The following is a 14,551-nucleotide window of genomic DNA, read 5'->3' on the forward strand; positions in this document are numbered from 1 at the left end:
TCATTTGAAGGCTCCATAGGAAAGATTGTTGAATGCATCTCTTCGTTCTTTAGCTGCATCCATATGTGCTCCATTGACTACTCTGGTAACTGCATTAACAGCTTTATCGGTTGCACCTTCGTCCGCTTTTTCATAAATTTTGTTATGAAGCCAATACCAAACCGCTGATCTAATATAGTAGGGAAATTCTTTTACTTTCTCTGGATTTTTTAGAAAATTCGGGCTTGAATCCCCCCAATATGTTTTGTATTCATTTTCAAATGCTTCATAGTTTTCTTTTAGTGTCAATTGGAAAATCCCGCGCCCTCTATAGCGCCAACCATCGCCAGATTCAATATTTCCATTTTTCCCACGGTTACCATATGCTTTATTTGCAATAACCTCTGGTTTTGCAAGTTGTAATGGCTTTTTAGGGCTTTTTGGATTATCTATTCGACCATCTTCTTTAGCTTCTTTAGGATTTTTCCCGTAGTAGCCAAATTTTGAAATTAAAACATCTGGTTTATAGTTAAGATTCTCTTCTTTTGCAGCAAGAGTGGCGCTGGCCTCTTGATGTACCTGCGCAAAAAAATGTGCCCGACGCAATACCGTATCGAGTTTGTATTTTTTTAAATCGGTATTCAATTCATCCGCGACCTCTTGCAAATGTTCTTTAGTTGCAACGGGAAAAATTGCTTTTAGTTGCAACTCAGTAATCTTGTCTGACACCGGACGCTCCGGCTCGTGTATGGGTTCAGCATCTGCATTCTTCTTTGCATTCGGTTTTGCTCCTTGATCAGTTGTAGGAGATGGTCCCGGTGCAGGCTTTTTTGGCAAGGGCTTTTTTGGTGGCGTTGGGGGCTTAGCCGGTGAATTCTGTGGATGCCGCTCCGTTTTCCCCTTATGCTTCACCGTTTTCATATGCTCATATACCATCAATGGCTCACCGATTTTCGGCGTGATGGTGTCAATCAGTTTGAAGTTTTTTTGAAGGCGCGACCATGCGTAAACCTTGATGGGCTGTGTTGTCTTCACATGTACTTCTACACTATGGTTTTCCACCGTGGTTGTGCCTTGTAGCTCTTGACCTTCAAAGACAATTTTGTATTTGATGTCATCCATAGGCTGAATATAGCGATTGACGAATCTGACCATGACGACGTTGGGAACATCTGGTTGTGGCAAAAAGCGTTTGAAAAAATCTGTCCAGTCACTCATGCGTCTTGCTCCTGTATTGATGTGGTGTCGTCATCTGCATCTTCTGTTTTTTCTTCATGGTGATAAGAATGCCATTCGTTTTCACCAAATATAATGTCGAGCTCTTGCTCCGTTTCAGTAAAGACACGCACTGAAGTCGCATACTCGTCAAAAATTCCTCGCGCCAGTAATTTCCCGTTGTCGCCTGTTTCCCATATCTCATAGGATGAGCCAATCAATTCAGGGTCGTTATAGACCATTTTTCCAAGATCAATTTGTTGGCTATATGCCGCCGGTGCCGCCGCTATGTTGGTTTGATTCATTTGTGGCATTACAAACGCTCCACCCACCGCCGACGTAAAACTCGGCGCATCACTCTGCATTTTCAAAATCCGGCCATTAATCACAATCATGTCCGGTGTCATACGGATATAGCTTTCACCGACTTGCAACAAGATGTACTTCTTGCCGCTGATGGTGGCGCCATCGTTTACTGATGTCATCGACAGTGTTTTATCGGCGGTGTATTCCATCGTATTATGTTGCGCCTGATGGATGACTTTCCCTTTGTTGGCAATCTGCCGGATATCACCATCGACCGCAAAACTTTCGATGTTTTTGCCAGCAGCGTGCAAAATGTCACCCATCGCATAATGTTGCTGATTGGCACCAGCAACGGTGTCGATGTGTTGACCGGCGTAATGCGTTTGATCTTTCGGCGTGGCGCTGGCAATACCGGCGGGAGCGCTCATGGCAATGATGGGTTGGCCGGCAGTCGCATTGCTTTTTGCATTGACTTCATCACCAACACCATGACCAAGCGCTTCGACCGCTTGCGTTAAACCTTGCTGTGGATCGGCGTCGCGTGGGCTGCCTTCATGGGCGGCTGCTGCTTGCCCCAGGCTTTTGGCAATGTTTAAGGCTTGTTCTAAACCATTGATCAGTTCTTCACGGCTGAGCATCCCGCCTACTGCCTTGTTGCGACCATCGGTACTCAGTAATAATCCCTTGGCTGCGCGCACCACTGCTGCGCCATCGGTGCGTGCTTCCAACCCTTCGCCGCGTTCATCCTTGCGTCCGGCGTTGTCTTCAATTCTGGCGATATGTCCCAGACTGATTTGGCTGTGCTGATGATCACTTTTAAATTGCGCCTGAATTTTGTCTTGCGTGTCGTCGAGGATCAAATGGTTGCTGCGCCCGTTAGCGCTGTTGCCGCCATTGTCGCTAAACTCGCGGGAGCGTATGCCGGATAACGCTTGCTGGCTGGGCAAATTCCATGGCGGCAGATTATTTTGGTTGTTGACGGCGCCGATAATGATCGGGAGATCCGGATTGCCGCCGATGAAATCGACGATGGCCATATACCTGCACTGAATCTTCCGCTTGCGTTGCCGACCTCTACCGCGCCGTGCTCGAAGTTGGGAAATCTAGCGTTGCTAATCACATCGCTAAATATATCGCCAAGGACATTGACGGTAATTGGGCGAGCGCCGATCGTACCCACGAATTTTTATGACTGAAAGAGACCTATGAAAAATAATAAAACCGTAAACGATACGGATTTTAGGATGGTCAGATGATTACCCAGCAAGCAGCACTCGCATCGTTAATTCATTTATTGGCATCAAAAACGGTCACAGACTGGTTGAATACACAGTTCCCAGAGAACGAAGAAATACAAACAAAGGAATTTTCTGAATGAAAGCAACAATTTACGCTCGGTATAGTACGGATAAACAGAGCGAAGCCTCCATTGAGGATCAAGTTCGGGTCTGCCAAGTGCGTGCCGAGAAAGAAGGAATTACTGTTGTTTCCACATATACCGATTTTGCAATCTCTGGCAGTACCGCAGTTAGCTCCCGAACGGGAGGTAATGCGCTGCTAGCTGATGCATTGGCTGGCCGGTTTCAAATACTACTTCTAGAAGGGCTTGACCGCCTTTCACGCGACCAGGTAGAACAAGAGCGGATCGTTCGGCGCTTGGAACATCGAGGAATCCGTATTATCTGCGTTGCAGACGGCTACGATTCCAAGCACAGCGCACGCAAGATAATGCGCGGCGTTCGTGGTTTGATCAATGAACTTTATCTGGATGATTTACGACATAAAACACATCGAGGGCAATCAGGACAGGTAGATCGCGGATTTGTCGCTGGTGGCAAATCTTACGGCTACGATCTAATTAAAACCGAAGAAGGTAGCAAATACCAAATCAACGAAGCGCAAGCAAAATGGATACGATGGATATTTGAACACTATGCGTCAGGTGATGGTATTCATCGAATGGCGCATGAACTTAATCGGCTAGGCGTGCCATCAGCAAGAGGTGGGACTTGGTGCGTCTCTGCACTGTACGGTAGCCCAGTTAAAGGTAGTGGCATCTTAAACAATTCTTTATACATCGGGAAATACGTATGGAATAGATCCCAATGGATTAAAGATCCTGACACAGGGAAGCGCCAACGCACTGAACGTCCTGAAGATGAGTGGCAACATGGAGACAACCCAGAGTTAAGAATCATTGACGATCAACTTTGGGGAGAAGTTAGGCTACGAATTGACTATGGTCGAAATAAATCTGGACGCAAGCAGGAACGTCGTCCGAGCAGCACACTGTTTGGTGGGTTGTTACTCTGTCCGCATTGCGGTGCGACGGTAATTGCTATAAATGCAACTCGCTATGGGTGTAATGCGGCTATGAATAGAGGATCAGCAGTTTGCTCTGGCTTTTCAATCTCAAGAGAAACAGTTGAAAAACGATTATTGTCTGTCGTTCGCGATGATTTGCTATCTCCGGCCGCTGCAGCCGAATTCGAGCAAACATTCAATCGCGTACTAGAAGAAAAGCTTTCAAGCTATAAAGATGACCTAAAAATAAGTCAAAATCGCTTAGCCCAGCTAAATGACGAAGTAACACGGATGGTAGATGCCATTGCAACTATTGGGATTTCTGCTGCCCTAGCAAATCGTTTAAAGCTAGTAGAGGCAGAGCGCGATACCATACAACGGACAATTGAAACGTATGCTGACAACAAAAAAGCTGTAACACCTGATATCAGCAGTCTATTTAAAAGTATATTGGCAAACTTATCTTCTGCACTACAAGACAACAAGCCCGCTGCACACACAATTTTGCGTAATATTTTCGGAAAAATGCAAATTGAGCTACAAGGGAATGAAGTATGGGCACAAACGAAAACGGATCAGTTACTAAAACTAGTATCTGATCCGTCTACGTCTACAACGGTGGTTGCGGGGGCAGGATTTGAACCTACGACCTTCGGGTTATGAGCCCGACGAGCTGCCAGACTGCTCCACCCCGCGTCTGAACTTTCTTACTACATTCTTAAAAAACAATGTCAGCACATAAAATCACTATGCTGACACTTTAAATCTGGTTGCGGGGGCAGGATTTGAACCTACGACCTTCGGGTTATGAGCCCGACGAGCTGCCAGACTGCTCCACCCCGCGTCTGAAGAGTGAAACTATACATGATTTTTTGTAATAATGCAATGAAGATCTACGATAGGGAAGATATCTTATGCGGTGATACACTGTGGTTGCTTCAGTATTTTGCTCCGTTTACTCCACTTATTTCTCACTCAAGCGTCATCTACCGCCTATGAAATTTTGCTCCGAATGTGCGCATCCTGTCAGCCTGAAAATTCCGCCTGACGACAATCGTCCACGCTATGTTTGCGACAATTGCGGCGTTATTCATTATCAAAATCCGAAGATGGTGATAGGCACGATTCCAGTGTGGGAGCGCGATAACGAATTGAAAATTCTGCTCTGCAAACGCGCAATCGAACCGCGTTATGGTTATTGGACGCTACCCGCTGGCTTCATGGAGAACGACGAAACCACAGACGCAGCAGCGCGTCGCGAAACTGAGGAAGAAGCTGGCGCACGCATAGAACTACATGAATTGTTTGCTATGGTCGATGTACCCCGAGTGCACCAGGTGCACTTGTTTTACCGCGCCACCCTGCTCGACCTTGACTATGCTGCCGGCACTGAAAGTCTGGAAGTAGCTTTATTTACGGAAGCGCAAATCCCTTGGGACGAAATTGCCTTTCCTACTGTGACTTATACCTTGCGATCTTTTTTCGATGATTTGAAATCAGCAAGAGCAAATAACGCCAACGGCGCTGCTTTCCAGTTGCACACGCATGCTATTTATAAATCGATGCGCTCCGTTGAACCAGACTAAACCTGTCAGCCACGATCATGATTCCTTGGTTAGAGCCGGATACGCCCTTCCCTGATGTCTCTGAAGCACTGCGTGACGAAGATGGTGCAGCGGGATTGCTGGCCGCTGGTGCGGACTTGTCACCGCAACGTTTGCTTAACGCTTATCGGCACGGTATCTTCCCGTGGTTTTCTGAAAGTCAGCCCATTCTGTGGTGGAGCACCGATCCACGCATGGTGTTGCATACGGAACGGCTGCGCATTTCTGCCAGCCTCAAAAAAACCTTACGCAAAGTAGAACACAGCAGATTAACCGATCAACGTTGGCAGATACGTTTTGATAGCGCTTTCGAGCAGGTCATGCGCGCTTGCGCCGCGCCGCGCCGCGATGGTCATGGCACCTGGATTTCTGATGACATCGTCCGTGGTTATTGCAGCTTGCATCGCCTCGGCTATGCCCATTCGATTGAAGTCTGGTGTGATGGCGCATTGGTTGGTGGCGCTTATGGCGTCAGTATAGGTCGCATGTTTTACGGTGAATCCATGTTTGCACGCGTCACCGATGCCTCCAAAATTGCACTGGTTTATCTGGTGCATTTTTTGCGACAACATGGTGTCACCTTGATCGACTGTCAGCAAGAAACGCCGCACTTGGCATCGCTGGGAGGCGCACCGATTTCGCGTGTTGAATTTATCTGCCACTTGCGACAGGCAATTAATTATCCACAGATAGAGGATTGGCAGCCATTAGCATTATTTACCGATTGATATTGGTGATTAATTTTAGTGACTAAGATTTAATTACCACTGCCCAAAATATGGCAAACAGTGTAAATTATGAATGTCACTTAGGTCAGATGAAACCACCATGTGAGCAACCATGACGCACCTAAAAGATTTGCCGTTTTCGGCCTTACAGTTTTATGCCACTGCTCCCTATCCATGTAGTTATCTGGACAACAGGATGGCGCGCTCGCAAGTGGCAACTCCGTCGCATGTGATTAACGCAGACGTGTATTCTGAATTAGTTAAAACCGGTTTTCGACGCAGCGGCGTTTTCACCTATCGCCCTTATTGCGATGGTTGTCAGGCCTGCACGCCTGTACGTACTCTAGTCAATGATTTCAAACCGAATCGCAGCCAGCGTCGCGCCTGGGACAAACATCGGCATTTGACAGCATTGGTCACCAAGCTGGCCTATGTGCATGAACATTACGATCTGTATCTACGCTATCAAACCGCGCGCCACGCTGGTGGTGGCATGGATCAGGATAGCCGCGATCAATACGCACAATTTTTATTGCAAAGTAAAGTCAATACACGGCTGGTCGAATTCCGCGAACCGGACGGCACTTTACGCATGGTCAGCATTATCGACATCCTCAATGATGGCTTGTCTTCGGTTTACACTTTTTACGATCCCGATGAAACCGGTGCCTCTTTCGGCACATACAATGTTTTGTGGCAAATAAGACAAGCAAGGCAGCTGGAATTACCCTATCTTTATCTGGGATATTGGATCAAAGACAGCGGAAAAATGGCCTACAAAATCAACTTCAAGCCGTTGGAAGCCTTACGACATGGCGAATGGAATGCCCTAATTGCAACGTAAACTACAGTCTAAAAACCGTTTAGATTAAACGTATCGCCGCACCCCGTAAAAGCATAAGACAAAGATGTACTACACATCTAAGAGGTTTTTAGGCAGTTCCCATCCGTGTAAAATAAGCGTTCTCCTATTTTCAGCTGGCTTCATTCAGCGCATATACCATCGTGCCTTCCTCATTTTTGTACTCCCTCGCCCGTCCCATCCTGTTTTCATTAGATCCTGAAGCTGCTCACAATCTGACTTTGCCAGCATTGCGTCAAGCGGCTGCGCTTGGCCTTACCAGCTTGTTACCTAAACCCGCTGCCGATCCGCGTACCGTGATGGGGATCACTTTCCCCAATCCAATCGGGCTAGCAGCGGGTCTGGATAAAGATGGCTCGTATATTGACGGCTTGGCAGCGTTAGGTTTTGGCTCCATTGAAATCGGCACGGTCACGCCAAAAGCTCAGCCTGGCAATCCACGCCCGCGCATGTTCCGTCTGCCTGAAGCCAACGCCATCATTAATCGCATGGGCTTTAACAATGGTGGTGTCGATGCCTTTGTGAAGAATGTGCAATCGTCCAGGTTTTATCAGGAACAAAAAATACACGGTGGCGTATTAGGTCTGAATATTGGTAAAAATGCTGCCACAGCGATAGAAGATGCTGCCAGCGATTATCTGCACTGCCTCGAAAAAGTTTATCCTTACGCCAGTTATGTCACGGTGAACATCTCTTCGCCCAACACTAAAAACCTGCGTCAATTGCAAGGTGCGTCGGAGCTGGACGCACTGTTGTCTCAATTAAAACAAACACAACAACAACTAGCCGATCAGCATAAGCGTTACGTTCCAATCGTCCTGAAAATTGCACCGGATATCGATGCAGAGCAAATCAAGAATATTGCCGACGCGCTGTTACGTCACAAAATGGATGGTGTCATCGCCACCAACACCACGATCACCCGCGACGCTGTGCAAGGGTTGCGTTATGAAAGCGAAGCTGGTGGTTTATCCGGTGCTCCGGTCTTTGAATTATCCAACAACGTGGTGCGCCAATTACATGCCGAGTTAGGCGATGCGATACCGATTATCGGTGTCGGAGGGATTTTGAATGGTGCCAATGCAGTCAGCAAAATTGCGGCGGGAGCATCGCTGGTACAGCTATACAGTGGCTTGATTTATCGCGGCCCGACATTGATCAACGAATGTGCGAAAGCTTTGAAACGATAATTTAATCAGGAGAAGATAGATGTCCGATAGCGATTTTGCCAAAACACCAAAACCGCCGTATTACGCAGTTATTTTCACATCACTTCGTACTGCAGTTGAGAATGGCTATGGCGATACGGCAGATCGCATGGTCGAACTTGCTGCGACGATGCCGGGTTATTTAGGTGTTGAAAGTGTGCGTGATGAAAAAGGCTTTGGCATCACCGTTTCATACTGGGAAAATCGCGAGGCCATTTCCCATTGGCGCGTAAATGCAGAGCATCGCGTTGCGCAAGAAAGTGGCAAACGCGATTGGTATGAACACTATGAAATACGCGTCGCGTTGGTGGAGCGGGCGTGGAGTAATACTAGAGCTTAATACTGGAGCTTAGGACTAGAGCTTAGATTCAGGAAGCGGAATAAATTCACTCTCACCCGGTACTGGTGGAAAAAACGTGTGCTCTTGCGTTGCCCAGGCTAATTTCGCTGCTTCTATTTTTTCTTTTGAGCTCGCCACAAAATTCCACCAGACAAAGCGCGCACCACCGTCCAATGGTGCGCCGCCTAACAACATCAATCGGCTGGCATTCTGAGCAATCACATTGACGATGATATCCGTCCTAAGCACTACCAAAGTTCCAGCCTCTACCACTTCGCCATCAACGCTGATGGCACCATCGACCACATACAGTGCGCGTTCGGCGTAATCTTTCGCGATGTCTATTTGCGCATCCGCTTCCATGTTGATCGCTGCATACAGCGTCGGGCTGTTTGTCTTGACCGGCGATTGTTGGCCGAACGCCTGACCAGCCAAAACATGCACTGTGACGCCCACAGTTGCAACACGCGGTAAATCGGCCGCAGGATAATGCCAGAAACCGGGCGCACTTTCTTCTTCTGCCAGCGGCAAACCTATCCACATTTGTATCCCTTGCACCGGCACGTGCTGAGTGCGAATATCTTCAGGGATCCGCTCCGAATGAACAATGCCACAACCGGCGGACATCCAGTTAACGTCACCCGGTGTGATGCGCTGCACACTGCCGAGGCTGTCACGGTGCATTAACGCACCGGAAAAAAGATAAGTCACCGTCGCCAATCCAATATGCGGATGTGGTCGCACGTCACCTTCGGTGCCTTGCTCTGCAAACACCATCGGCCCCATATGATCGAAAAATACAAACGGACCGACCATGCGTGCCGCCATAGCGGGGAGCAAACGTTTAACAGGAAAACCGATGTCGCGGGTCTGGCCTTGTATGCGATGCAGAATGCTGCTCATGATAGTTCCTTTAATGTTCACCGATATTTGCACAGAGCAGATGTAGGTAAAGCATGTTCTGCTCACAATCCGGCGCAGTACAAAACGAAAGAAATTGAGCTCAAAAATCGTCGCTCAGAGATAACCCTATTGTCGAGATCTACGTCAAAAGACCGTGAGCAGAACATGCTTTACCTACCTCTGCTCTGCACATCAACAGCAATCTAAGCCTCACGCAAAGTTTGCAATGGCGGTTGCGACAACACGCTACGCAAGCTGATCCAGCCACCAACAAAAGTGCAAACCGCACCTATCGCCATACCTGCCAACCAAATCAACGGGCTAAATGTCCAGGTAAAGTTAAACACAAAATGCGCCAACGCCCAACCGATTGCCGCCGCACCGCTGGCTGCCAGAAATCCAGCCAGACTACCTATCAGGGCAAACTCTATCCATTGCGCATGGGATAGCTGGCTACGTGTCGCACCTAACGCACGTAGCAAGCCGGCTTCGCGTTTACGCTCGTCTTGCGAGCTAAGCAATGCAGCATAGAGCACCAGCACACCTGACACCAATGTGAACAAAAACAGAAACTCAACTGCGGCGACAACTTGATCTACGACTTCTTGCAATTGTTTGATGATACTACCAACATCCACTACGGTAAGGTTAGGGAAGTCGCGTGTAAGCTGGTTGGCTTGTACAACTGATTTTTCCGGCAAATGGAAAGCAGTAATCCAGGTTTGCGGCATATCCGTCATCATTTTGGGATTAAGAATGACGAAGAAATTCACCTGCATCGAGCCCCATTCCAATGTGCGTAAACTGGTAATCGGTGCAGTTACTAATTGACCGGCAATATCGAACTGCAACTTATCGCCCAATTTCAAATTCAGCGTTTTGGCCAAACCCTCTTCCACCGATGCTTCGGGCTGCTGGTCATTACCTTGATCCTTGAACCATGCACCTGCAGTAATGGTATTTTTCGGCGGCACATCGTGCATGGTCGACAAATTGAATTCGCGTTCGACCAAGCGTTTCGCGCGATCTTCTTTGTACGTATCCGCCGTAATCGGCTGACCGTTCACCGCAGTTAAACGGCCACGTATCATCGGGTATAAAGTCGGCTGCGACACGTCCAGTGCCGTCAAGTGCTGTGTAATATCCGTGCGCTGCTCGGGTTGGATATTGATTACAAAACGATTCGGCGCATCGGGTGGAGTCGACTGTCGCCACGCGCCAACCAGATCGCCACGTATTACCGTCAGCAATAACAACGCCATCAATCCCAAGGCCAACGCGACTATCTGCACAATGGTGGCACCGGGACGACGTTGCAAACCAGTCAGCGCAAAACGCCAGCTAGGATGTTTTAAACTGCTACGCAGGAAGCGTAAAGACTTCAATGCCAGCCAGGAAACCAACGCGAATACGGCGAAACCGCCGAGAAAACCCAAGGCAGTCAACAAGCCCAATTTAAGATCGCCAGCCTGCCACAACAACAAACCGATAAAAGCCAATGTACCCAAACCATACGTCGCCAATACCATGGGTTGCGGCGCGTCCTGTTCGCGTCGAATTACACGGTTATGCGGCACATTGCGCAATTGCAGAATCGGCGGTAAAGCGAAGCCGATCAACAACACCAATCCGGTAGCAATACCTTGCCATGCAGGGACAAAACTAGCGGTGGGTAAATCAGTTGCCACAAACTTGGCCAGCGATGCCAGCAACACAAAATGCGCCACGTAACCTAGCAATACGCCGAGTATGCTGCCGATCAAACCGATCAATAAAAATTCCAGCACATACAGCTGAGTCACCTGATTTTGCGTCATTCCCAAACAACGCAGCATGGCACAAGCATCCAGATGACGTAGCATGAAACGCCGTGCCGCCATTGCCACGGCGACCGCTGCCAACATTGCTGATAACAAGCCGACCAAAGACAAAAATTGTTCTGCCCTATCCAGCGTCGCACGCATTTCCGGACGTCCGGTTTCCAGTGATTCTATACGTATGCCTTTGAGATTATCGCGAGCGATGGCCGCTTCTATCCATTGTTGAAAAGGTTGAATCTGTTGCAATGCTTGCGGTGTTGACCCGGCGATCAACAAGCGATAGGTGACGCGCGAGCCATCCTGAATCAGGTGTGTCGATTCCAGGTCATCCATCGCCAGCATCACGCGCGGCGAAAAATTGACGAAGCCACTACCGCGATCAGGTTCGTTCGACAAAATACTGGCGATAGTGAAACTGCGATCACCCAGTTTCAGCGGATCACCAATCTTGACGTTAAGCGCAGAAAGTATATTGGGATCGACCCACACCGTACCCGTTGCAGGAATGTTGTGCGTGACAATATCTTTGCCATTGAGTCGATCGCTGATACTGAGATTGCCGCGCAAGGGATAGTCGTTTGAAACGGCTTTTAACGAGGCTAATTGTGAGCGGCTGTTATCGCCGTCGCCGGCTAGCGCCATGCTTGGAAAAACCACCGTATCAGCCAACGTCAAACCGCGCCGTTGCGCTTCACTACGCCACTCCGGATTAATCGGTTGATCGGCGGCGACCAACAAATCCGCACCTAATAATTGATGCGCATCACGCGTCAAACCAGCACGCATCCTGTCGACAAAAAATCCCACCGATGATAATGCAGCAACTGCGACGATCAAAGCCACCAGTAAAAAACGTAATTCACCGGCACGCCAATCGCGTTGCGTCATGCGGAGGGACTGCAAAATCATGGGATTTCCTTCAGAACTTAGGCTTCAATGGATAGCGCAGACGAGCACGAGGCTTGCTGTGCCTAGGCAAAGAATATCAGAAAGAGAATAGATGTGGAGTCGCGCAAAACAGAGGTTAGAACGGGAAATTGCTGGGCGAGCGTAACTGTTGCTCCATCACCCTCTTGCTCCCCCCAAAAAAAAGCTCGCCGTAGCGAGCTTTTTTCACACTGGATTCAGTTATCAGAACTGATTCATCGTGTTGTCTTTACCAGACGCTTTCAAAGCAGCTTCACCGCTGAAGTAGTCTTTGTGATCATCGCCGATATCCGAGCCGGCCATGTTCTGATGCTTGACACAAGCGATACCCTGACGGATTTCCTTGCGCTGAACACCTGCAACATAACCCAACATACCTTGGTCGCCAAAGTATTCTTTAGCGAGGTTATCAGTCGACAATGCAGCAGTGTGATAAGTCGGCAGAGTAATCAGATGATGGAAGATGCCAGCTTCACGCGCAGAATCTGCTTGGAAAGTGCGGATTTTTTCATCGGCGGCAATTGCCAATTCAGTGCCGTCGTATTCAACGCTCATCAGTGCGGAGCGTTCGTAAGCAGAAACGTCTTTGCCTTCGCTTTTCATCAGGTCGAAAATTTGTTGACGGAAGTTCAGCGTCCAGTTGAATGATGGGCTATTGTTGTAAACCAGCTTGGCATTTGGAATAACTTTACGGATCGCTTTGACCATACCGCCGATTTGAGCAATGTGTGGCTTCTCAGTTTCGATCCACAGTAAGTCGGCACCGTTATGCAGCGATGTAATGCAATCCAATACACAGCGCTCTTCACCAGTACCGGCGCGGAACTGGAACAAGTTACTTGGCAAACGCTTAGGGCGAAGCAGCTTGCCATCGCGCTTGATGACAACGTCACCGTTGCTCATGGATTCGGTAGAAACTTCTTCAACGTCCAGGAAGGAGTTGTATTGATCGCCTAAATCGCCTGGCTCACGCGTTACCGCGATTTGCTTGGTCAGACCGGCACCCAATGAGTCGGTACGCGCAACGATTACACCGTCGTCTACACCCAGCTCAAGGAACGCGTAACGTACAGCACGGATCTTCGCGAGGAAATCTTCGTGAGGAACAGTTACTTTACCGTCTTGATGGCCGCACTGCTTTTCATCGGAAACCTGGTTTTCGATCTGGATACAGCATGCACCCGCTTCAATCATCTGCTTAGCCATCAGGTAGGTCGCTTCAGCATTACCGAAGCCAGCATCGATATCAGCAATGATAGGCACGACGTGGGTGATGTGGTTATCAATTTTTTCCTGGATCGCTTGCTTGGCAGCGCCTTGAGCAGCGTCTAATTGACGGAATAAGCCGCCTAGTTCGCGTGCATCGGCTTGACGCAAGAATGTATACAGCTCTCGGATCAGGTCGGCAACGGCAGTCTTCTCGTGCATGGATTGATCAGGCAACGGGCCGAATTCTGAGCGTAGCGCAGCGACCATCCAGCCGGACAGGTACAAGTAACGACGGTCGGTGTTATTGAAGTGCTTCTTAATGGAAATCATCTTCTGTTGTCCGATAAAACCGTGCCAGCAACCCAAAGACTGCGTGTATTTGGACGAGTCAGCGTCGTAATTTGCCATGTCATCACGCATGATCTTGGCAGTGTACCTGGCGATATCCAGGCCGGTTTTGAATCTGTTCTGGGCGCGCATACGTGCAGCAGACTCAGGATTAATGGCGTTCCACGCACTACCTTCTTTGTCTTTTAGACCGGTAATGGCTTTGATGTCGTCTTGATATTGTGACATGTGTATATCCTTGATAATAAAGTAAGTTTAAGAAAAACGTATTGAGTGTTGGTACATCTGTTCACTCTCGTACGAAAACCACGGTGGTGAAATCGAAGCAAACTGCATGGAGAAATAATAGCCGTTTTTGTTGGCATGCACCATGTCTTATATAAGACACATAACTTAAATTAATACGTTTATTTTCAATTACTTATGTATTGTTTTTTGCGATATGAAATTAAATTTCAAAAAAATGAATCAGAATTTCTGATTTATCTCGCGCTCATTTTCCATAATGTGAAATTAATTTTTCGTATTGTGGAATATCAATTTGCTGCCAGCAAGAACCGACAGCAGCGGGCCGCGAATTCTGCGTAATGATTTAGATGATTGAATTGAATCGTCAGAACTGACGATTTTGGAGAAAAAGTCGTTTGATACTAAGGCACGAGTTGTTCGCAGGTGCCAAGGAAGACCTGCCGGGATAAGCTCTTGGGATACAGCGCATTTGATTTACTATCTGATGTTACGCCCACCGTCATTCCCGCGAACGCGGGTATCCATACTACTTAAGTAGGTCCGTATAAG

General features: G+C 48.2%; 11 protein-coding genes and 2 tRNA genes. 6 read left to right on the plus strand and 7 right to left on the minus strand.

The genetic code is table 11. The features are described 5' to 3' along the window. Both GEV47_RS13375 and GEV47_RS13380 read right to left on the minus strand, forming a co-directional pair. Positions 1-1,197, minus strand: a complete 1,197-nt coding sequence (locus tag GEV47_RS13375; RefSeq protein ID WP_153235254.1) for a glycoside hydrolase family 19 protein — start codon at positions 1,195-1,197, stop codon at positions 1-3. Further along, positions 1,194-2,537: a type VI secretion system Vgr family protein gene (locus GEV47_RS13380; protein WP_153235255.1), complete on the minus strand. Its 1,344-nt coding sequence runs from the start codon at positions 2,535-2,537 to the stop codon at positions 1,194-1,196. Before GEV47_RS13380 ends, GEV47_RS13375 begins: the two co-directional genes overlap by 4 nt. 337 nt (positions 2,538-2,874) lie before the next feature. Here GEV47_RS13380 and GEV47_RS13385 point away from each other — a divergent pair, with 337 nt between their 5' ends. Then, on the plus strand, positions 2,875-4,467 hold the full coding sequence (locus GEV47_RS13385) for a recombinase family protein (protein ID WP_153235656.1): 1,593 nt from the start codon (positions 2,875-2,877) through the stop codon (positions 4,465-4,467). Here GEV47_RS13385 and GEV47_RS13390 read toward each other — a convergent pair. Both GEV47_RS13390 and GEV47_RS13395 read right to left on the minus strand, forming a co-directional pair. Further along, positions 4,424-4,500 (minus strand) — tRNA-Met (locus GEV47_RS13390). The two genes, GEV47_RS13385 and GEV47_RS13390, sit on opposite strands and share 44 nt — an antisense overlap. Positions 4,501-4,571: 71 nt before the next feature. After that, a tRNA-Met gene (locus GEV47_RS13395) sits at positions 4,572-4,648 on the minus strand. A gap of 151 nt (positions 4,649-4,799) precedes the next feature. Between GEV47_RS13395 and GEV47_RS13400 the strand changes: the two genes are divergently transcribed. From GEV47_RS13400 to GEV47_RS13420, 5 genes are all read left to right on the plus strand, one after another. Beyond that, complete coding sequence (locus GEV47_RS13400; RefSeq protein ID WP_153235256.1) at positions 4,800-5,390, plus strand: NUDIX hydrolase; 591 nt, start codon at positions 4,800-4,802, stop codon at positions 5,388-5,390. A gap of 17 nt (positions 5,391-5,407) precedes the next feature. Next, positions 5,408-6,136 (plus strand): leucyl/phenylalanyl-tRNA--protein transferase, encoded by a 729-nt coding sequence (gene aat / locus GEV47_RS13405; RefSeq protein WP_153235257.1) that lies wholly within the window; start codon positions 5,408-5,410, stop codon positions 6,134-6,136. Between the two features lie 112 nt (positions 6,137-6,248). Beyond that, on the plus strand, positions 6,249-6,980 hold the full coding sequence (locus tag GEV47_RS13410; RefSeq protein WP_153235258.1) for an arginyltransferase: 732 nt from the start codon (positions 6,249-6,251) through the stop codon (positions 6,978-6,980). A 161-nt stretch (positions 6,981-7,141) separates the two neighbouring features. Beyond that, the gene (locus GEV47_RS13415; protein WP_322741644.1) at positions 7,142-8,188 is read left to right on the plus strand and encodes a quinone-dependent dihydroorotate dehydrogenase; all 1,047 of its coding nucleotides are present in this window, start codon (positions 7,142-7,144) and stop codon (positions 8,186-8,188) included. A gap of 19 nt (positions 8,189-8,207) precedes the next feature. Then, positions 8,208-8,546, plus strand: coding sequence for an antibiotic biosynthesis monooxygenase family protein (locus GEV47_RS13420; protein ID WP_153235260.1), 339 nt, complete (start codon positions 8,208-8,210; stop codon positions 8,544-8,546). A 15-nt stretch (positions 8,547-8,561) separates the two neighbouring features. On the opposite strand, the gene GEV47_RS13425 is transcribed toward GEV47_RS13420, so the two are convergent. The 3 genes from GEV47_RS13425 to GEV47_RS13435 all read right to left on the minus strand — a co-directional run bounded on the left by GEV47_RS13425 (position 8,562) and on the right by GEV47_RS13435 (position 13,981). Then, on the minus strand, positions 8,562-9,449 hold the full coding sequence (locus GEV47_RS13425) for a pirin family protein (RefSeq protein WP_153235261.1): 888 nt from the start codon (positions 9,447-9,449) through the stop codon (positions 8,562-8,564). Between the two features lie 203 nt (positions 9,450-9,652). Further along, positions 9,653-12,178 (minus strand): ABC transporter permease, encoded by a 2,526-nt coding sequence (locus GEV47_RS13430; protein ID WP_153235262.1) that lies wholly within the window; start codon positions 12,176-12,178, stop codon positions 9,653-9,655. Between the two features lie 222 nt (positions 12,179-12,400). After that, positions 12,401-13,981, minus strand: coding sequence for an isocitrate lyase (locus GEV47_RS13435; RefSeq protein ID WP_153235263.1), 1,581 nt, complete (start codon positions 13,979-13,981; stop codon positions 12,401-12,403). Positions 13,982-14,551: the final 570 nt, after the last annotated feature.

The organism is Glaciimonas soli (assembly GCF_009497155.1).
Lineage (GTDB): Bacteria > Pseudomonadota > Gammaproteobacteria > Burkholderiales > Burkholderiaceae_D > Glaciimonas > Glaciimonas soli.

Excerpts from the sequence above, each read along its gene's own strand:
- GEV47_RS13375 (WP_153235254.1), bottom strand. The coding sequence starts at position 1,197 with ATGAGTGACTGGACAGATTTTTTCAAACGCTTTTTGCCACAACCAGAT.
- GEV47_RS13430 (WP_153235262.1), bottom strand. The coding sequence starts at position 12,178 with ATGATTTTGCAGTCCCTCCGCATGACGCAACGCGATTGGCGTGCCGGT.
- aat (WP_153235257.1), top strand. The coding sequence starts at position 5,408 with ATGATTCCTTGGTTAGAGCCGGATACGCCCTTCCCTGATGTCTCTGAA.
- GEV47_RS13385 (WP_153235656.1), top strand. The coding sequence starts at position 2,875 with ATGAAAGCAACAATTTACGCTCGGTATAGTACGGATAAACAGAGCGAA.
- GEV47_RS13380 (WP_153235255.1), bottom strand. The coding sequence starts at position 2,537 with ATGGCCATCGTCGATTTCATCGGCGGCAATCCGGATCTCCCGATCATT.
- GEV47_RS13400 (WP_153235256.1), top strand. The coding sequence starts at position 4,800 with ATGAAATTTTGCTCCGAATGTGCGCATCCTGTCAGCCTGAAAATTCCG.
- GEV47_RS13410 (WP_153235258.1), top strand. The coding sequence starts at position 6,249 with ATGACGCACCTAAAAGATTTGCCGTTTTCGGCCTTACAGTTTTATGCC.
- GEV47_RS13420 (WP_153235260.1), top strand. The coding sequence starts at position 8,208 with ATGTCCGATAGCGATTTTGCCAAAACACCAAAACCGCCGTATTACGCA.
- GEV47_RS13425 (WP_153235261.1), bottom strand. The coding sequence starts at position 9,449 with ATGAGCAGCATTCTGCATCGCATACAAGGCCAGACCCGCGACATCGGT.
- GEV47_RS13435 (WP_153235263.1), bottom strand. The coding sequence starts at position 13,981 with ATGTCACAATATCAAGACGACATCAAAGCCATTACCGGTCTAAAAGAC.